20 protein-coding genes are annotated in these 18,609 nt (G+C 38.2%); 9 read left to right on the forward strand and 11 right to left on the reverse strand.

The genetic code is table 11. The features are described from left to right. Positions 1-12: 12 nt before the first annotated feature. Complete coding sequence (locus tag KS419_RS20565) at positions 13-159, reverse strand: hypothetical protein (RefSeq protein WP_217068473.1); 147 nt, start codon at positions 157-159, stop codon at positions 13-15. 403 nt (positions 160-562) lie between these two features. Here KS419_RS20565 and KS419_RS20570 point away from each other — a divergent pair, with 403 nt between their 5' ends. The 3 genes from KS419_RS20570 (at position 563) to KS419_RS20580 (ending at position 2,516) form a co-directional block, all read left to right on the forward strand. Then, entirely contained in the window at positions 563-1,441 is an 879-nt protein-coding gene (locus tag KS419_RS20570) for an SDR family oxidoreductase (RefSeq protein ID WP_217068474.1), read from the forward strand. Positions 1,442-1,533: 92 nt separating this feature from the next. Continuing rightward, a complete protein-coding gene (locus KS419_RS20575) occupies positions 1,534-1,695 on the forward strand; it encodes a hypothetical protein (protein ID WP_217068475.1) in 162 nt (53 codons plus the stop codon). Between the two features lie 149 nt (positions 1,696-1,844). After that, positions 1,845-2,516 (forward strand): SGNH/GDSL hydrolase family protein, encoded by a 672-nt coding sequence (locus tag KS419_RS20580; RefSeq protein ID WP_217068476.1) that lies wholly within the window; start codon positions 1,845-1,847, stop codon positions 2,514-2,516. 33 nt (positions 2,517-2,549) lie between these two features. Here the strand turns inward: KS419_RS20580 and KS419_RS20585 are convergent, their stop codons facing one another. Next, complete coding sequence (locus tag KS419_RS20585; protein ID WP_217068478.1) at positions 2,550-3,041, reverse strand: hypothetical protein; 492 nt, start codon at positions 3,039-3,041, stop codon at positions 2,550-2,552. A 374-nt stretch (positions 3,042-3,415) separates the two neighbouring features. Between KS419_RS20585 and KS419_RS20590 the strand changes: the two genes are divergently transcribed. Further along, positions 3,416-3,979 carry a GNAT family N-acetyltransferase gene (locus KS419_RS20590; protein WP_380086283.1) on the forward strand — a complete coding sequence of 188 codons (564 nt, stop codon included), beginning with the start codon at positions 3,416-3,418 and terminating at the stop codon, positions 3,977-3,979. Between the two features lie 157 nt (positions 3,980-4,136). Here KS419_RS20590 and KS419_RS20595 read toward each other — a convergent pair whose 3' ends face one another. Further along, the gene (locus tag KS419_RS20595; RefSeq protein ID WP_217068480.1) at positions 4,137-4,832 is read right to left on the reverse strand and encodes an SDR family oxidoreductase; all 696 of its coding nucleotides are present in this window, start codon (positions 4,830-4,832) and stop codon (positions 4,137-4,139) included. Between the two features lie 204 nt (positions 4,833-5,036). On the opposite strand from KS419_RS20595, the gene KS419_RS20600 reads away from it, so the two are divergent. Continuing rightward, complete coding sequence (locus tag KS419_RS20600; protein WP_217068482.1) at positions 5,037-6,863, forward strand: UbiD family decarboxylase; 1,827 nt, start codon at positions 5,037-5,039, stop codon at positions 6,861-6,863. A 227-nt stretch (positions 6,864-7,090) separates the two neighbouring features. Here the strand turns inward: KS419_RS20600 and KS419_RS20605 are convergent, their stop codons facing one another. Next, entirely contained in the window at positions 7,091-7,552 is a 462-nt protein-coding gene (locus KS419_RS20605) for a VOC family protein (protein ID WP_217068483.1), read from the reverse strand. A 555-nt stretch (positions 7,553-8,107) separates the two neighbouring features. Between KS419_RS20605 and hflK the strand changes: the two genes are divergently transcribed. Next, positions 8,108-9,043, forward strand: a complete 936-nt coding sequence (gene hflK / locus KS419_RS20610; protein WP_217068484.1) for an FtsH protease activity modulator HflK — start codon at positions 8,108-8,110, stop codon at positions 9,041-9,043. Between the two features lie 19 nt (positions 9,044-9,062). Beyond that, positions 9,063-10,067, forward strand: a complete 1,005-nt coding sequence (gene hflC / locus KS419_RS20615) for a protease modulator HflC (RefSeq protein WP_217068486.1) — start codon at positions 9,063-9,065, stop codon at positions 10,065-10,067. Between the two features lie 599 nt (positions 10,068-10,666). Here the strand turns inward: hflC and KS419_RS20620 are convergent. From KS419_RS20620 to KS419_RS20635, 4 genes are all read right to left on the reverse strand, one after another. Next, complete coding sequence (locus KS419_RS20620) at positions 10,667-11,185, reverse strand: NUDIX hydrolase (RefSeq protein WP_217068487.1); 519 nt, start codon at positions 11,183-11,185, stop codon at positions 10,667-10,669. 14 nt (positions 11,186-11,199) lie between these two features. Then, positions 11,200-11,391 (reverse strand): hypothetical protein, encoded by a 192-nt coding sequence (locus KS419_RS20625; protein ID WP_217068489.1) that lies wholly within the window; start codon positions 11,389-11,391, stop codon positions 11,200-11,202. A gap of 278 nt (positions 11,392-11,669) precedes the next feature. Continuing rightward, positions 11,670-11,969: a DUF6199 family natural product biosynthesis protein gene (locus KS419_RS20630; protein WP_217068491.1), complete on the reverse strand. Its 300-nt coding sequence runs from the start codon at positions 11,967-11,969 to the stop codon at positions 11,670-11,672. A gap of 171 nt (positions 11,970-12,140) precedes the next feature. Continuing rightward, positions 12,141-13,733 (reverse strand): flotillin family protein, encoded by a 1,593-nt coding sequence (locus KS419_RS20635; RefSeq protein ID WP_217068494.1) that lies wholly within the window; start codon positions 13,731-13,733, stop codon positions 12,141-12,143. A gap of 247 nt (positions 13,734-13,980) precedes the next feature. Here KS419_RS20635 and KS419_RS20640 point away from each other — a divergent pair, with 247 nt between their 5' ends. Both KS419_RS20640 and KS419_RS20645 read left to right on the forward strand, forming a co-directional pair. Next, positions 13,981-14,652: an HAD family hydrolase gene (locus KS419_RS20640; RefSeq protein WP_217068498.1), complete on the forward strand. Its 672-nt coding sequence runs from the start codon at positions 13,981-13,983 to the stop codon at positions 14,650-14,652. A 63-nt stretch (positions 14,653-14,715) separates the two neighbouring features. Then, complete coding sequence (locus KS419_RS20645; RefSeq protein ID WP_217068500.1) at positions 14,716-15,591, forward strand: GNAT family N-acetyltransferase; 876 nt, start codon at positions 14,716-14,718, stop codon at positions 15,589-15,591. A gap of 159 nt (positions 15,592-15,750) precedes the next feature. Here KS419_RS20645 and KS419_RS20650 read toward each other — a convergent pair whose 3' ends face one another. Genes KS419_RS20650 through KS419_RS20660 form a run of 3 tightly spaced genes read right to left on the reverse strand, consistent with a single transcriptional unit; the run spans position 15,751 to position 18,088 of the window. Continuing rightward, a complete protein-coding gene (locus KS419_RS20650; RefSeq protein WP_217068502.1) occupies positions 15,751-16,470 on the reverse strand; it encodes an ABC transporter permease in 720 nt (239 codons plus the stop codon). Then, on the reverse strand, positions 16,470-17,177 hold the full coding sequence (locus KS419_RS20655) for an ABC transporter permease (RefSeq protein WP_217068504.1): 708 nt from the start codon (positions 17,175-17,177) through the stop codon (positions 16,470-16,472). The genes KS419_RS20650 and KS419_RS20655 overlap by 1 nt, the downstream gene beginning before the upstream one ends. Next, complete coding sequence (locus tag KS419_RS20660) at positions 17,174-18,088, reverse strand: ABC transporter ATP-binding protein (protein ID WP_217068506.1); 915 nt, start codon at positions 18,086-18,088, stop codon at positions 17,174-17,176. The genes KS419_RS20655 and KS419_RS20660 overlap by 4 nt, the downstream gene beginning before the upstream one ends. Positions 18,089-18,609 lie beyond the last annotated feature (521 nt).

An 18,609-nucleotide genomic window follows, 5' to 3' on the forward strand; every position in this document is an offset into this window, starting at 1 on the left:
CATAAAGTTGAATTATTCTATTCTATTGTTCTCTTCGTCCACTCGCCTTGACATGTCTCTTCCTCTGCAAGCTATGCTCTGTGGTCCTGTCCGTCCATCGGTCAAAACGCCACTTCCTGTGGCATGCCCGATATTAGGACATCCTGTCCGTCGAGACAACTCGCAGTATTCCAGAGATGTTTTGCTCGTGGCTGAGGTTTTACCACTAAACTACACCCGCTTACTATACATAGAACTTAATTCTTAAACTGACAGTATTGTACTATTAATGCGGTGGTATTGTCAAATATGTTCCATATTGTATTTTTTTTTGATAGTATCGTATCCGCACCATGACGTCTTTTGAAGTCTTTCATTTACGGTTCCTCCTCACTCGCAACACATCCGTTTGCTTCTTTATAGAAACTTTCAATTTCGAAGAGATTCATCCCATTCCAGACTCCCAACTCGATTTTCCCCAAAGGAGAACGGCAACAAATCAGAGGTTTCAACTTCCGGAAACATGGTTATTTCTCCACTAAATAGAACATTCTATAACTGAGTTTTAAAGGAGGGGTATCTTATGAAATACAACGAAATAAAAGATCTACAGAAGCAAGGACAGCCTGCTCAACACCAAACAAATCAGCCTGGTAGTGAAGAAGAGATGAACCCACTTCCAATATATGATGACCCAAACTATAAAGGTAGCGGCAAATTAAAAGATAAGGTCGTCTTAATTACTGGCGGGGATAGTGGAATTGGCAGGGCGGTAGCCATTGCCTTTGCAAAAGAAGGGGCTAAACTTTCTATTGTTTACTTAAATGAAGACGATGATGCCGACAAAACAAAAACAGAGGTGGAGCGATATGGTTCTTCCTGTTTATTGATTCCCGGGGATATAGGAGAAGAATCATTTTGTAAAAAAGCTGTAAAAAAAACAGTTGATGAGTTCGGACATATCGATTGTCTTATTAACAATTCCGCCGAACAGCATTATCAGGAAAAAATTGAAGATATCACTGCCAATCAGTTGGAAAGAACATTCAAAACAAATATTTTCTCCTGTTTTTACTTAATTAAAGCAGTAATGCCCCACCTCAAAGGGGGAAGTACGATCATTAATACGGCCTCCATCGTCGCTTATAAAGGAAATCCTGTCTTAATGGATTATGCATCAACAAAAGGAGCTATGATTACACTTACGAGGTCGTTATCAGAAAATCTTGTGTCAAAGGGAATTCGTGTCAATGCCGTTGCCCCTGGTCCAATTTGGACTCCCTTAATACCAGCTTCCTTTCCAGAGGATCAAGTGGCTAAGTTTGGTACAAATAGTCCTATGGGAAGACCTGGGCAACCTGCAGAATTAGCACCAAGCTATGTATTTTTAGCATCTGATGATTCTTCCTATGTGTCTGGACAAGTTATTCACGTCAACGGAGGAGACATTGTCAACGGTTAAAAAGGCGATTTTGTTACAAATTAAAAATTGTGAAAAATTAAAGTATTATAATTCACATTTTGGAAAAATTAACACCTAGGGAGGTGATAATGATGGCTAAAAATCGTAACAATCGTAACAATAACCGTAATAACAATAATAACCAAGAATTAAATGTGGACAATGTTAATACGGAATTTGCAAATGACAACAATGCAAACAACCGCAATAACAGAAACAACAACAGAAACAACAATAACAATAACAACAACTAATTTAATACTTAACTCTGATAACCTCCGTCCCCTTACGGAGGTTATCCTGTTAATTGCAGTAACTAACAGATTAAACAGTTGTCCCTAGAACTCTTTCATTCCAGATTTCATAATCTAATAAAGAGATAAATTCGGGAAGGGGGACAACAATGTATCACTGGTTGTATTATACTGCACTTGGCGATTCCATCTCAGCAGGTGTTGGAACATATCTCCGTTCTGGGTTTGTAGGATCATACAAACAAAAGTTGGAGCAACATCTTCGTGTTCCAGTTCAGGCTCAAACGTATGCAAAACCAAAAATCACTTCTAGCCAGCTAGTCTACTTTCTCAGAGATCCCCGTGTTCGGCTGGATATTGCCAAATCTCACATTATTACAATAAATATTGGCGGAAATGACTTGATACAAGCAAACAAGCAATTTAAACGTCAACAAGACCCCCGGATATTTGAACAGGCAATAAACACCCTTAAACAAAATATACAAATAATCATTGATGAAATAGGCTCGATTAAAAAGAGCAGCCATTTCACCACTCCTTACCTCATCCAAGTTATTGGGTTATATAACCCTTATCCTAAATTAACATATAGTGAATATTGGATAACAGCAATCAATAATACACTTTCTGAAATGACACAAACGAAAGAAAACACAGTTTTTGTTGATATACACTCCATCTTTCAGTTTAATGGAAAAGGAATCCTTTCTTTTGGAGGAATTCATCCGAATGGAAAAGGTCATGACATCATTGCGCACGAATTGTTAACATCGTATTTAAATTATGTTCAATCAAACTATTACCAAAAAAAATCATAGGAAGGCAACAATTTTCTTATCGCCTTCCTACGATTAATTTCCCCCAGCACTCGGGTATAGAATTATCGTGTCTTTCCCCAATTCTGTTTGAACATTCGTAATTATTTCCTCTGAACCAGTTAATAACCCTTTTCCCTTTGTTCCACCCCGATGATAGAAAGTCTTCTTCATGTCATCTTCATCTTCCAATGTTTTAAAAATGGATGTGGAAGCGATTGGAGATTGATGAGAAATTTCGATAAAACCCATCTCTTTCCGTTCCCTATTATCCCCATTAAATTGTAATACTAAAGTATAGTGAATTTCACTGGAACTTGATGCAAACTCCCTGACTGTGGCATGATATTCCCCTGTCCACTGATCATTTCCTCCAGTATAGTAAAAGTGGGAATCCCGCTGCATCTCTTTCTCTGGCTTGTGTAACAGTGGATCAGAAAGAGAAGGTGGTGTAGGTATTTTAGAGCTTTCCGAACTGCCCACTGCCAAGAAACTTAATAAAACAACGACAAATACGATTTTTTTCAAGGTGAATCACCCCTATTATGAACTATCTTGGCTTTACACTATGATAGGATGATAAAGACAAGTACACTTACATATATTAATTCTTTGGAAAAATATACACTTGTTTTTTAAATTTTTTTTTGAAAATAGGCATAATGTGACAACTTTTTGTCAAAGTAAGACTATCAATTCCTCGTTTTCCTTCCCAATTGGCCCTCAAATCCTTCGATTGGTGCACTCTTCCAATAGTTTACAAGATTATTAAAAATGACTATAATGACAAAACTAATTCATTCCATTCTCGTCTCGTATGGAGACGGGAATCTTTATATAAGTACTCTTGAATTGTTATTTGGTGATTCCGAACATTCCAAGTAAAGAAGGAGATGGTTTTATTGAATGGAGCCCCAATGATAAAAGGACCAAGAGTCCTCCTCAGAAAGCCAAAAGACAGCGATATTATGGATTATTTAGATGTGGACGTCAGTCAAGAATTGGTTAAAATGTATGGAGGGAATACGAAAAACATAGCACCGAAAACGTTAGATAAGGCAAAAAAATTTATTCAAGCTATAAAAGAAAACCAGTTAGAGTGGTGTATAGAATACGAAGGTAAAATGATTGGGCAAGCAAGGTTGACAGTAAGTGAGATGGATAATCGTGCCCGTTATGCCATTGGTTTGTTTAACCCTTCTGTTTGGGGAAAAGGAATAGGTACCGAAGTAACACAATTGGTCTTAAATTATGCATTTGAAGAACTTCGTCTCCATCGCGTTGATTTACGTGTGCTTGATTATAACAAACGTGCTATTAAGTGTTACGAAAAGTGCGGATTCATCCAAGAGGGGGTAGAAAGGGAAGGAGCTCTGATTGAAGGAAAATACGAAACGGATATCATGATGAGTATTTTAAACAGAGAGTTTTATGCCATGAAAGAAACAGAAAGGCAACAACTCTAAGTGGTAATGCTATGTGGAATATAACAAAAGAACAATTAGAATAATTCACCAAATGTAATCGTCCACCAATACATGAGTCTGAACAAGAGTGGGGACCCCACTGTTCATTGTACAGCGGGGTTATTCAGGTAAGGTTTATTGGAACATTTTGAAATTATTAATAATCCAGCTTTTTCCCATCATACGTGATATACGTATTTGCCCCTGGGGATACACTGACTTCCCCTTCAATGATCCCAAAAATAGACTCAGCTGATAGTTCGGGACTTAATGGGGCTTCTTTTCCACCCATATCCGTATGAAGCCAACCTGGATGAATCGAGTAGATTCGAACTGCTGGCAATGCGCGGCGAAGTTTTTCAGAAAACATGTTTAAAGCGGCCTTCGACATACCATAAAAATAATCCCCGTCATATGTATTAGTAATGCTCCCTGCATCCGATGAGATATTTACTATAAATGGTTTTTCGCCCTTTAACAAATCATAAAAATGCTTGACTACTCTTATGGGACCAAAGGTGTTGATATCGAAAGTGGCCAGCCCTTCCGCTAAATTCAATTCATGAAATGCCACTCCGCGGTCAATTAATACCCCAGCATTGTTAATTATTCCATCGAGGGAGACCCCTCGTTTTTCTAATTCCCCTTTAGAAGCCTCTATGCTACCTTCATCAGATACATCCAGTGTCTGAATTTCCACTAAATTAGGATAGCTTTTTTGAAGTTTTTCAAGCTCAGGATATTCCGTATCTTCTGACCTTACTCCTGCAAAAATTCGGTACCCCTTTTCGGCCCCAAGTTTTACAAAAGCCAATCCAAGTCCTCGGTTTGCTCCTGTTACTAGAATATTCATATGAACTAGTCCTCCTCATGCAATATGTGAATTAATGTCTAAGTACACTTTACCATTTTTCAAAGAATCGATCATCAACAGTATTTCCCTAAACCATGATTTACTAGTTTGATCCCATTAAATTTACTCTTCCTGAGCAGACACTTGTCCAAAAAACAGGTATAATTTAAAGTAACTAAACTATTGAAATAGGAGCCATTACTTATGTATCGAAATTTAGAAGAATGTATTCTTGACTTAGAAAAAAATGGTCATCTGATTCGGATAAAAGAAGAGGTAGATCCCCATCTTGAAATGGCTGCCATTCACCTAAAAGTGTTTGAAGCAGAAGGACCAGCATTATTATTTGAAAATGTGAAAGGATCAAAATATCCTGCTGTCTCAAATCTCTTTGGAACAGTGGAACGGAGCAAGTTTATGTTCCGAAAAAATTGGACCGCTACCGAAAACGTGATTGCATTACGGAACAATCCCATGCAGGCAATGAAAAACCCTTTTAAACATGTGGGAAGTGGTTTTTCTGCATTAAAGGCACTTCCAAAGAAAAAAAGTGGCCTTCCATCGGACATGGAGGAAATTGCCATTTCTGATGTTCCCCTCATTCACCACTGGCCCGATGACGGAGGTGCGTTTGTTACTTTACCACAAGTGTTTTCTGAGGATCCTGATAAACCTGGAATTATGAATGCCAACTTAGGAATGTATCGGGTTCAGTTAAGTGGAAATGACTATGAGTTGAATAAGGAAATTGGATTACATTATCAAATACACCGTGGCATCGGTGTTCATCAACATAAAGCTGTAAAGAAAGGAGAACCACTGAAAGTAAGCATCTTTATCGGTGGCCCACCTGCTCATACATTATCTGCAGTCATGCCATTACCTGAAGGTTTATCTGAGCTTACTTTTGCAGGTATGTTATCTGGTCGCCGCTTTCGTTATTCCTATGTGGATGGCTACTGCATCAGTAATGATGCGGACTTTGTTATTACCGGGGAAATATATCCAGGAGAAACCAAACCAGAAGGGCCGTTTGGAGACCATTTAGGATATTATAGCCTAACACATGAATTTCCGTTGATGAGAGTGCATAAAGTCTTTGCGAAGAAAAATGCCATCTGGCCATTCACCGTGGTAGGAAGGCCGCCCCAGGAAGATACAGCATTTGGTGCGCTTATTCACGAGTTGACTGGTGGTGCAATTAAACAGGAAATTCCAGGAGTGAAAGAAGTCCATGCCGTGGATGCAGCTGGAGTACACCCACTGTTATTCGCCATCGGTAATGAACGATATACTCCTTATCAAAAGGTAAAGCAGCCCGCTGAGTTGTTAACGATCTCAAACCGAATATTAGGAACGGGACAGCTTAGCCTTGCAAAATATTTATTTATTGCCGCTGAGGAATCTCAACCTTTAGATACCCATAAAGAAGCGGAATTTTTAGCATATATATTAGAAAGAATGGACTTTCAGCGTGACATACATTTCCAGACGAATACTACCATTGACACACTGGATTACTCCGGAACTGGATTGAATACGGGGAGTAAAGTTGTTTTTGCGGCATGTGGTGATAAAAAGAGGGAATTATGTAAGGACGTTCCGGAAGCCTTACACGAATTAGGAGCATTTGGAAAGGCAAAACAAGTCATTCCTGGTGTTGTGGCATTAGAAGGGCCTGATTTTTCCACCTATGATCAAGCTAATTCAGAAATGACATCCTTAGCAGAATCCATCAAAACGAAGGGGGAATTACCTTCCTGCCCATTAATTATTGTATGTGATGACAGTCAGTTCCTAAGCGAAGACATCAGTAATTTCCTTTGGGCTACGTTCACACGCAGTAACCCATCCCATGATATGTATGGAGTGAACAGTCGTTTTGAACACAAACATTGGGGTTGTGACAATATCATTATCGACGCGAGAAGAAAACCACATCACGCACCACCTTTAATTCCAGACCCTGAAGTGGAAAAAAACATCAGTCGTTTCTTTAAAAAAGGTGGAAGTCTATCAGAGATTTCATGAAAATATAAGAACACCGAACTAGCTATCAAAACAATAATCTATTACAAAAAGTGGAATCCACCTCACTCCGTATGGGAATGAGGTGGTTTATTTACTTTTTTTATTTTTTGTTCGGGTTACTCCCTTACCTCTTACTCTCATCTCGTACCTCTGTATAAGAATATCTTTATCTTTATATTTAATTTTTTTGTCTTTCATTTATTCATCACCTATTGTAATTCATATAATTATATATTCTTATCCCACTTTTCCCACTCACTTAAATACATTCTCTTTGTAATCTTCTTTGGGTTCTCCATTTTACAAATGAATTCCAAACTATTACCATCTGGATCATTAAAATGAATTTTTGCATGGGCCATATCATGATGTGCCATAACAAATGGCTCGATTGGCTCAAAACCAAATGCCTCTCTAGGATGATATCCCCTTTTTTCCAACCATGCGATTGATTTTTTTAAGTCTTCCAATGTTACCTGGAAAGCAATGTGCCTTATGGACGGATGATAGGCAAGCTTTACATTCTCCGTTTCCCAGAGACCTAACCAACTTTTACCCTTCTCGACCCAAAAAAAGGCAAGCTGATCCCCATGGCTATGAGAAAATTCCAATCCCAGATCTTCATAAAATGCGATGGAGCGTTTTAAATTGCTTACCGGTAAGTGTGCCTCATATAAACCTTTAATCATGAATAAAACCTCCTTTCCACAATCATAAAGGCTCAATTAATTCAACTCATCAAAAAGAAGTAGTAAATTTACTACAACTTTTGATGGAGGTGGTACTAAAACAACCCTTCAATTATAGAGAGTTGATGATAATAAATGTCATTATTGAACTACCCGCCAAGCAGTTAATGAGACTTATTACATTACTTAAACGAGGAACCTGACCATCCACCCTTTTATCAAGATACACATATCCTTGTGGAACTACATTTGCAAAAATACGTGTTCGATTTTTCAACACTGTCATTGAAAAACACTCTCTACTTATGACCCACTAGAAGAATATTGTCGTTTTTTCCAGACCATATTTTCGGATCAACGATAATGAATATATTTATTAAGTTATAATTTACTGAAACCTATTAGATTTTAATACGTAACTTATTAGGTGCTAAATGAAACATGAAAGAGTTCCATAAGGGATTAAGTCAATTACTTTATTTGAATTCCGCAACACAAATAAACTTTCATGTGTTCTAATTGCAGACCATTTTTTAAAAAGGAGGAAAGGTTATTTTGAATAAGATTATTGGACTTTTATTTTTATTGTTTATTGTTGGTTTTGGTTTATTAGGGATTTACATTGTTGATGATGGAGAAGAAGCGGTTATCCTTCAATTCGGTAAGCATCAATCTACAGTGGTGGAATCTGGGATGAAATGGCACATTCCACTTGTTCAAACCGTTTGGAAGGAAAATACGCAAGAAGTGAAAAGAATGGAATATGGTTTCAGGACCACATCCGAAGGGGATTCTAGGAATCTTTCAGAGTATGTGGAAGTTGGCTCTGAATCACTCATGATTACCGGTGACGAAAATTTAGTATCTTTAGAAACTGTCATTCAGTTCCGAATCTATAATGTGGAACAGTTCTTCTTCAATGTAGATGATCAATATGAAACCATTGCCCATGCAGGTGCAGCTGCCATACGCCGTGTTGTTGCAAGCAATGATTTCGACGGGGTTGTCACGGAGAACCGTGGAGGTGTAGAAGCGGAAATCCATGAACATTTCCAAGAAATATTAGATAGGTACGAGATTGGCGTGCAAGTGACTACTGTTCAACTACAAGATGTGAATCCACCTATTGAAGTACAGGATGCCTTTCATAAAGTGGTAGGAGCACGGGAAGAAAGTAATGCGCTAATAAACCAAGCGGAAAGTTATGCTAACCAAGTCATTCCCGCTGCCAGAGGTAATGCCGCAGAAACCATCGCACAGGCGGAAGGGTATAAAGCGGCGAGGGTAGCAGAAGCCAATGGGGACACTGCCTTGTTCAACGAATTACTTCAAACTTACCGCCTCGGGGAAGAAGTTACAAGAACTCGTATGTATTATGAAATGATGGAATCAATACTTCCTAATATGGAAAAATATATTGTAGATGGTGACAGTGGGAATACACTAAATTTTTTACCTTTAACAAATTCTAAAACAGTTACGGAAGATTAACGAAAGGGGGCTAATAGTAATGAGTGAATTTAAAGAAGTGGTGGATATGGAAAAAATAAAAAAAATGAAGAACACTGCCCTTCCAACAGTTAAACGAATGAGTGCTATCGTGGGAATTATCCTCGTGGCTATAATAGGGTGGTTTTTAGCTACATTCAATGTAAACGAAACTGACCAGGCCGTTGTCGTCAGGTTTGGAGAAGTTCAAAAAATAGTAATCTCTGAAAAAACACCAGAAATTGAACATCAGATTGAACAACATAGTCGTTTAAGTAATGTAAAGATCATCGAAGGAAAGGGACTTCAATTCAAAATTCCTTTTATTGATACCGTGGAAACATATTCTGATCGACTGTTAACTTATGATACTCGTCCACGACAAGTAACGACTCTCGATAAAAAGCGCGTAGAACTGGATAATTATGCTCAGTGGGTTATAACAAACCCTGCTTTATTCCGAGTGACGATGCGTACAGAAGTGAATGCAAACACACGTCTCGATGACATGATATACTCAAATCTCAATAGTGAAATCGGTCGAACAAACATGACACAACTCATTTCCGACATTGATCATGTGGAGGAAATGTTAGGGAGTGTAATAGAACGAACCAATATAGGGTTAGCAGAATATGGAATGGAAGTGGTGGATGTTCGGATTCGCCAAACAGATCTCCCAGAACAAAATCTAGAAAATATCTATAATAGAATGAGAACAGAACGCGACAGAATTGCCAATCGCTATTTATCTGAAGGGGAAGAAGAAGCACAAAAGATACGATCTAATGCAGATCGGGAAGCCCGGATCATAGAAGCGGAAGCATACGAAACCGCTGAAATACTTCGAGGACAAGGGGACGCAGAAGCAACACAAATCTATGCGGAAGTATACAATCAGGATCCAGAATTCTATGAATTTTTCCGTTCCTTACAAGCCTACCGCGAAGCACTTGCCAATGATACAACCATTGTTATTCCATCTGACAGTGAGTTCGCCAAGTACTTATTTGGAAATGAAAACTAAATAATTCTTTGTTTCGATAAAATCATGGAGATCTGGTGATTCGATCCGGCATATGAGTTATGAGGCTAGGACAAAAGTGTTTTAATCCAATAGAATCCAAATGAAGTGAAAGTGATTTAACCATAGCTCCGAAAATATAATTCACTACGGTTAGGTATTGTTTGGATATCCAATTAAACACTTTAGTAATGTCCCAGCCTCATCTTTTTTCAACTTGAAACTTAAAGAAGCGTTTCTGTTACACACATATAGAAGATTCTGAATTGCAAATTTTAAAAGAGTAACTTATCTCTGATAAATTAGTCCGAAGGGAGTTTTATAAGATGTATCAAGACTTAGGCACAATCCTATTAAGCATCCTATCGATGTGGGTAGTTTTTCTTTTTTTTCAAAGGCTGATCCATCGTTTTCCCGAGAAAAACACATGGAAAAAAGATATCTTCATTACATTTATTCAATGTATCGTTGCTGTGGTTGTTTTTTTTCCGCTTCTTAATTATCTTCTTTAGGAAGACGTAATCAGATCTATACATTATTTAGCAATGTAACTCCTAGTCACCTAATGAACAATATAATCTATCTTCTCCAACAGTTGCTTTCTATTTTTTATGGCAGCCTTTGGATGTTCTCATCTCAAACAATAGTTCTATCAAACTCTTATGATATGGGATGAATACGTCGTCATCGATCATCCTGAGGATTTCTTCCTTCGTTGCCCACTTTACACTTTGTACTTCTTCTGGTTGTAGGGTCAAATCCTCCATATCAAGATCTACCTCAACAAGATAGTAATCATCGTACCCCACATCGAAGTTTACCGTTAAGGAAGGCCTTACTCCTTGAAGATTAATGGAATAGCCTATTTCCTCCAGCACTTCTCTCTCAGCAGCTTGTTGGCTTGTATCTCCCGCAATGGCACTGCCGCCCACTGTAATATCCCACCTATTGGACCAACCCTTTTTGAAAGGCTGCCTTTGTTGAATTAACATTTGATCATTCTTATTAAACAAGCACACATGAACGACTAAATGGTACTCTCCCTCATCAAAAGATGAGCCCCTTATTATTTTTTTGCCTGTTACATTTCTATCTTTATCGTAAATATCCCAAATTTCCAATGTATTGGTCCTTTCTATTTCATTTCCTTCCTAATCCCAGGTGCAAAGTCGCCTTTACACCACCTGACAAAGGTACCTGAATGGCGAAGATACGTTTTTGCCGTTTTTTCTTCTAGTAAGCCTTTCTCCTTTTTTTGATTCACTTCTTGTTCATAGGCTTGATTTAAGCTCTCTAATTGGTTGATAAATTCTTGAGACGCTTTCATACAACCACCACCTCCTTTTTCTATTGGCTCTGTTATCGTTCAATGTTGATTTTTGCGAAATTCACTCCCTTTCCGCGGGCGGTACGGGAGCCTCCTCGGTGTTTCACACCTTGCGGGGTCTCCCCTGAACTCGCTTTTCCCGCAGGAGTGTCGTAAATTTCGCTAAAAATCATCCTATTTAAAAAATCAACATTAGCCTTTAACATAGCCTTTCTATTAACACCTATTATCACGGATTCATGTTTTATTTCAAATTTGGAACAAATGTCTATTAGACGTTAGAATTGAGAAAGAATCTTATATCCACCATATATAATATAACAGATCAGCCCAAGAACCATCACTAGTATGACTAAGTGATGATCTACGATGACACCTATCAGGATTATAGTTAGCGTAATGATCCCTATCACAGAGCCATACTTTGACAAGCGAATTGCATTCTCTGAAAACTCTGGTTCTTCCTGATACCTCCATCTTTGTCCAAACAACATGCTTTCTTCAGGGTGCAAATATGACCAGATGAATAAACCATATAAAGGAATTGAAAGAAGTATTGTTAAAATAATTTCAGCCATAGAATTACCTCCATTTGTGGAACATTATTAAAAAGATTCTATTTAATTCATTATCCCATTTTAAGGAAAAACAGACCAACATAAATATTGGTCTGTTAAAAAAGTAATAGCGAAAACTTGCATCACCACGAAAAGGGAATATGACTATTACAAGCTCTAGCACCTGTACTATTATTCCAAGGTATTTCTGTTTTCGGAATCCTCAGTAAAATTCTCCACTTTTGGAGGATCTGTTTCGTTTTCCGGAGCACGATCCACTTTATCCGTATTTGCACCTGATACGGCAGTTTCATCCTTCCGTTCCATGTCTTCTGAACGAAGAACCGTATGTGTATTACCCCGGTTCACTAAATCGGATAAAAGCTGTGAAACATCCAGTCCCGTTAACTCTTTTAATGGTTCTTGTATTTGTGTCATCGTATTCGTTATTGATTTTCCATAGGAGGCCGTTCCGTTACCACTCCCAGTATCAATAATTTTCACAGATTCAATGTTTGATAGTGGTGCTGCTATTTCTTTCGCGTAATGCGGTAGCATCTCGATTAATTTTTCGGCTATAACCACTTCTCCATGCTTCGAAATCGCTTCTGCTAGGAGACGCTTGGCTTCGGCTTCTGCCTGACCTTTTTCCCGAATGACTTCCGCTTCCGCTAATCCACGATCTTTATCAATTTTCGCCTGTGTTTCCCCATCAATGCGTGCTTTTTCGGCTTCTGCTTCCGCTTTTCGGGTCGTTTCATAGTAATCAGCGTCCGCTTTTTGCTTACGTACTTTCGCTTCTTCTTCTTCTAACTTAACAGCACGTTCCCGTTCTAAAAACTTTATACGAAGTTCTTCCTCTGTTTTTTGAGCCTGGAGTTTTAATTCCTCTTCCTGTACTTCTTTTGTTAATCTTGTTTTTTCCAATTCATAGGACTGTTCGGATTTCGCCCTCGCTCTTTCTGTTTCTTCTTTAATCTGAGCGTCCTTAAGGGACTTCTCTTTTTGTGCCTCCGCAATCTCAATTTGCCGCTGATATTCCTGTTCTTTTGCTTCCTTATCATTCGTTGCTCTGTGAATTCGTGTTTCCCTTTCACTGTCCGATTCCGCCAGTTCCGCTTCTTTTCGAACCTTGGCGATCTGTGGTCTTCCTAAGTTCTCTAAATAACCGTTTTCCTCGTCTGCATCTGATAAATCCGTTAGCCCTAATGATGTAATTTTAAAACCCATGGAATCTAATTGTGCCTGTGCAACAATTCTTACATCCTCGTTGAATTTTTCCCGGTCTGCGTTAATTTCCTCTACAGTCATTTTCGATAAAATAGCACGGAGATTGGCATTTAAAACCTCTCCGATTTCATTTTCAATTTCCTTCTGTTTTTTCCCGAGGAATTGTTCTGCATAAATGGCAATCCCCTTTAACGTATCAGAAACTGTTACCATGGCCACTGCATCTGCAATAATAGGAACCCCACCATGGGTGAAAACACGTGGTGTTCTAAGCTTCAACTGGAATGACGTTAAATCCACCGGTGTCGCAGTCTGATGCATTTTTACCAAATGGCCGCCACCACGGATAATTTTAATGGATCGTCCTTCATTATCTGTAAAAATATTCGTTTCTTTTTCAGGATCACCCAGTTTTGGACCAGCAATAATTAATGCCTCATTGGATCTCGCGGTTTTGTACCTGATTTTGTACCAAAAGAAGTAACCTATTCCTACAACTACCCCCAAAATCAACAACGGAATTAAAACAGCAAAAATACCTAAAGACGCTAACATCAAAACCCTCCTTTTAAAACTTAGTATGTATTTACGGTAAATGTCTATGAAAAGTTTCAAAAGCATATGCCGTGATAAACAATAGGTAACCTTGTACAGGATAACAGGACAAATTCTCTTACCCGTCGCTGGAACGAAATTTCATAGGTACTAAACTGTTAAAATCAGCACTGGAAAATCGTGTTAAACTAGGTGAGAATAGAAGATAATGGATAGTATGCACCCTTAAGATTGGAGGTAGTGTAAAGTGATTAAAGGGGTTTTATTTGATCTAGACGGAACCTTACTAAATCGAGATGAATCGGTGAAAATGTTTATAAATAATCAGTATAATCGATTAATCAAACAGGTTGGACATATCCCTAAAGAACGGTATGTCACAAGATTTATAGAATTAGATAATCGTGGTTATGTATGGAAAGATAGAGTTTATCAACAATTAGTAAAAGAACTTGGGATCAACAAAATAACATGGGATGAACTACTTCACGATTATTTGAGTGAGTTCAAGAATAACTGTGTTCCCTTTATTAATCTAATCAAAATGTTAGAAGAATTAAAAAATTTAAATCTCCACTTAGGAATAATTACTAACGGTTATGGACAGTTTCAATTGGATAACATAAAAGCTTTGGGTATCCAAAAATATTTTGATGTGATCCTCGTATCTGAATGGGAAGAGATGAAAAAACCTCATCCCAAGATTTTTTATAGAGCACTAGAGAAACTAGAGTTATTACCTCAGCAAAGCATCTTTATTGGGGATCACCCAGAGAACGATGTGAAAGCAGCTCAAAGTGTAGGGATGAATACAATTTGGAAGAAAGACGATCAATGGAAAAATGTTCATGCTACTTATACCGTTAATGATTTATCAGAAATTCCTTTCATTGTTAAAAATATGGTTAAGAAAAAGTAACCGATGTTAATGGCCCAAGCATGCATTTTACCTCCCAAATCAACCAAAAGGTGAATGAAAATTATGTTAAAGATAGCAATAATGAAAATAGAGGAACTAGAAAATGTGGCTCATTTCATCTCAGAGATAAATAAGGTGGACAACTTACATATTGGATATTGTGGTGTCGACCCTCTAGAAATAGCTCATTCCATAAAAGAAGATATTTCGGATATTCCCTATCACAAGTCATTTTTAACGGCGTATGAGAATGATACAATAATTGCTGTTTTAGGATTTGATGCGGACTTGGAGGGTAATGGTGCAGAAATATGGGGACCATTTGTCAAGGAAGATAAACGGCCTTTAGTTTTTCGTATGTGGAGTGAAATGGTGGATTTACTCCCTAATGAAATTCATTCCTTAAACATGTTTCCAAATAAAAAGAACAGTTACGTCCTCCAACTTGCAAAGAATCTTAACTTTAATAAGCATAGTGAACACACTATATTGGAGTTCCATCGTGATACGAGGAATGGGATAAAAGATGGTTCTAGTGTAGAATTACGTGAAGAACATTTCCTAGCTATGGAATTGTTACATAACGAGGCATTTCCTGATTCTTATTATAGTGGTCAACAAATCATAAACCGATTGAATGAGTATAGAAAGGTATTTGTTATCGAAAAGAACGATAGTTTATGTGGATATATTTATGTTGAAGCAGAACCTGCCCATGGGGAAGCTAGTATAGAGTTTTTTGCTGTAAAAGAAAGTGAGAGAAGAAAAGGTTTTGGCGTTCAATTAGTATCAGTTGCTCTAAAGTGGTTGTTGACCATTGAGTCCATTGATTCTATTAATCTATGTGTGAATTCGAGCAATGAAACTGCAATCAGTTTATACAAAAAAGTGGGATTTAAGCAAGTACATGAATTATGTTTTTTCACAAAGAAAATGTAATACAAATAAGAAAAGCGCAAGAACCTAGGCTCACGAGCTAGACAATACCCGAAGGTGCAATTCTCTCTATATTTAAAATAAAAAACATTAGAGCCTGTATAAAAATGATGCAATCTAATCCTAAACACAGGCTCTATTTTTCCCCACAAACCTTCGTCCTTACACTTCCTTTCTAAGAAAATAAATCATTCCACCACTAGTAAATAAGAGAAACCCTCCAATAATGACAAACACTAATGTTTCTGTGGAAAAGGTTATGCCTGTTTCCTGACCCATTATCATTCCTAAGAACGGTTGTGCCCAGGGATACCATGGACCAAAAAACTCAGAATTTGCAATGAGAATGTTTGGTAATGTAAGAATGACATTGAAAGCTACTGGAGCTGCAAAACTTGACCAAGCGGTTGACACCCATAATTGGAGTGAAATGATCGGTAGACATCCTAGCCACCCCATCAATAGGCGGAGCAGTATATCTTGCCATGGAAAAGGATCGGAAAAGCCGTGTATAAGTCCAACTAACAGCAACCCAACTAATAATAAAACTTGTGTAAGCGCAATAAAGAAACAAACGAGGAGTAGCTTTGCACTATACAAGTGTAGACGGTGGACTGGCAAGACAAGCAATTGCTTCCAGCCCCCTTCGGCATGCTCATAACGACAGACTGCTGCTGCAAAAATACCAGCGAGTAATGGTAAAAAAAGAACTGCCTGGACCATAATCATAGAAAAAAATGGGCCTAACCATTCATTCCCTGGAAAATCAAAGTTAGGAAAATATGCTACCACTGTTGCCAGAAGAGGACTTATCAATAAAATTTGAAATACTTTTGATTTTTTAAACTTTAGCCACTCTGTATACATAATTGCAGGGAACATTATCTCACATCCTTCTGTTGAAAATGAATGAGACTGGTGAGTAAGATGACACTGCCAACAGTGATTCCAAGAAGTACACTAAGTTCAGGTATTTCCCATTTGTTTTCCAAGTGTGGCCATTTCCAAATTAGCCATTCCGGGCCTCCGTAGGCATACATGGAAACGACCGAACCAATAATTCCAACGGTTAAGGGGAGCCCCTGGTTTGGTGTTGACACAGAAAACCAAAGCTGCATGGCTAAAATGGGCATTGCCGCAAAATAAGGATAAAAACTGTTTATGGCAATAGCTTCAAATGGGATTGCCCCCTCCCAGTTCATATATACTCCAAAAACGATCGTACCTATAAACATGAATAGAGTAGAAAGGAATAATAAAAAACTAATCGTCAAAAATTTAGAACAATACACCATTACTCTGCTTATAGGTAGTGCTAACAACTGTCGCCACGCGTTGGATTCGTGTTCAATGTTTGACGAAAGGGATGCAAGTAAGGTTGTTCCTAATAAAAGGGCTGGAGTCAAAAACAAATTGATCTGCCGGAGCAACTGCCCCCAATAATCATCCGTCTGAGTCAAAAGCCAATCATAACGAACACCATAGTTAGCTCCAGTAAGAGCAAAAATACCAAATGGTCCTAAAAAAACAAGAATCCACATCCCTAACGTCAACTTTTTAAAATCTGTTCTTAGAAGGCGAAGTATCATAAGCTTTGCTCCTCCTTCGTCATTTCCAGGAATATACTTTCCAAAGAACGTTTCTCTTCCTCCACTCGATACACAGCGATATTATGTTGAACAAGTAGACGAACAATGGCTGCCACTTCGTTATCTGTACTTTTGTTAAAGGTGATGGTCTCCCCTTCCACTTCACCCATCCATCCTTTTTCCTGCAGCACCTTTCTTGCATATCCTTCATTTTCTGTTTTGATTTTAATTTTGTTTACTGATTTTTTCCGCAAAACTTCAATAGAATCTTGAAAAATAAGAGAACCTTTTGAAATAATGCCCACTTCTGTTGCCATTTGATCAATTTCAGATAATAGGTGGCTCGATACGAGAACAGTTACACCATATTTTTCCGGTAACTGTTTAATCAGTTCCCGAATTTCTATGATTCCCGATGGATCCAGGCCATTTGTAGGTTCATCAAGAATCAGCAGATCGGGGTTTCCAAGTAAAGCCGAAGCAATTCCTAACCGCTGCTTCATACCTAACGAAAAACCTTTCACTGGACGGTTAGCCGCTTCTTCTAGTCGAACGATAGACAGTACTTCCTTGATCCGTTCTTTCGGAACTTGAAGAATGGATTGTAATAATTTTAAGTTTTCTGTAGCTGTCAAGTTTCCATAGTACGATGGTGATTCCACTAAGGAACCAACCCGTCGTAATATTGCCAGTTTCTCCTTTTTTGCATCCTTTCCAAAAATACGAATCATTCCCGAATCCTCTTTCATCAATCCAAGGAGGAGCTTTATCGCTGTCGTTTTCCCTGCTCCATTCGGTCCAAGAAACCCGTATATGGCTCCTTTGCGGATTTGTAGATTCACCTGATTTACTGCCGTATTTCCTTTAAATTTTTTAGTTAGATTAGTTGTTTCCACTACGAATTCATTCACAATAATCACCTCAAACTACACTTTAAACAATGAATCTTAAATTAAAGTGTGGAGAAAGTTTAAATTTTGTTTAAAAAAGAAAAGCGCAAGCGCCTATGAACACGAGCGTAGGGCAGTGCCTCTTCCTCTACAAGCATCGCTTTGAAGTTTATCCGTCGAGGCAACTCGATGCATCCTGGTGAAATAAACGCTCGTTGGACAGCGAATTCGAAGAAGTAGCTAGAAGTCCGCTCTTTGACTTCGGTTGTCACTTCCGAAGTGGCTTAGGGACTGTAAAAGTGGAAGAGCACCACTTTTTCAGTTCCCATGCGAGTAGGCGGTGGAGCTAGACAAATTGCCCGAAGGTGCTAAAACTTATAAAATTACCCTTTAATAAAGGCTCTGTTAGTGGTTAATGTTGATTTTTTTAAAAGGATGATTTTTAGCGAAATTCACGACACTCCTGCGGGAAAAGCGAGTTCAGGGGAGACCCCGCAAGGTGCGAAGCAACGAGCATTACTTCATGAAATAGCTACGAGTTG

It is taken from the genome of Evansella tamaricis (assembly GCF_019042215.1).
In the GTDB taxonomy this organism is placed as follows: Bacteria; Bacillota; Bacilli; order Bacillales; family Salisediminibacteriaceae; genus Evansella; species Evansella tamaricis.

What these genes read in the sequence shown, in the direction of transcription:
- KS419_RS20635 (WP_217068494.1), bottom strand. Translation starts at nt 13,733, where the DNA reads ATGTTAGCGTCTTTAGGTATTTTTGCTGTTTTAATTCCGTTGTTGATT.
- KS419_RS20605 (WP_217068483.1), bottom strand. Translation starts at nt 7,552, where the DNA reads ATGATTAAAGGTTTATATGAGGCACACTTACCGGTAAGCAATTTAAAA.
- KS419_RS20570 (WP_217068474.1), top strand. Translation starts at nt 563, where the DNA reads ATGAAATACAACGAAATAAAAGATCTACAGAAGCAAGGACAGCCTGCT.
- KS419_RS20580 (WP_217068476.1), top strand. Translation starts at nt 1,845, where the DNA reads ATGTATCACTGGTTGTATTATACTGCACTTGGCGATTCCATCTCAGCA.
- KS419_RS20595 (WP_217068480.1), bottom strand. Translation starts at nt 4,832, where the DNA reads ATGAATATTCTAGTAACAGGAGCAAACCGAGGACTTGGATTGGCTTTT.
- KS419_RS20625 (WP_217068489.1), bottom strand. Translation starts at nt 11,391, where the DNA reads ATGAAAGCGTCTCAAGAATTTATCAACCAATTAGAGAGCTTAAATCAA.
- hflC (WP_217068486.1), top strand. Translation starts at nt 9,063, where the DNA reads ATGAGTGAATTTAAAGAAGTGGTGGATATGGAAAAAATAAAAAAAATG.
- KS419_RS20575 (WP_217068475.1), top strand. Translation starts at nt 1,534, where the DNA reads ATGGCTAAAAATCGTAACAATCGTAACAATAACCGTAATAACAATAAT.
- KS419_RS20655 (WP_217068504.1), bottom strand. Translation starts at nt 17,177, where the DNA reads ATGATACTTCGCCTTCTAAGAACAGATTTTAAAAAGTTGACGTTAGGG.
- KS419_RS20645 (WP_217068500.1), top strand. Translation starts at nt 14,716, where the DNA reads ATGTTAAAGATAGCAATAATGAAAATAGAGGAACTAGAAAATGTGGCT.
- KS419_RS20600 (WP_217068482.1), top strand. Translation starts at nt 5,037, where the DNA reads ATGTATCGAAATTTAGAAGAATGTATTCTTGACTTAGAAAAAAATGGT.
- KS419_RS20650 (WP_217068502.1), bottom strand. Translation starts at nt 16,470, where the DNA reads ATGTTCCCTGCAATTATGTATACAGAGTGGCTAAAGTTTAAAAAATCA.
- KS419_RS20630 (WP_217068491.1), bottom strand. Translation starts at nt 11,969, where the DNA reads ATGGCTGAAATTATTTTAACAATACTTCTTTCAATTCCTTTATATGGT.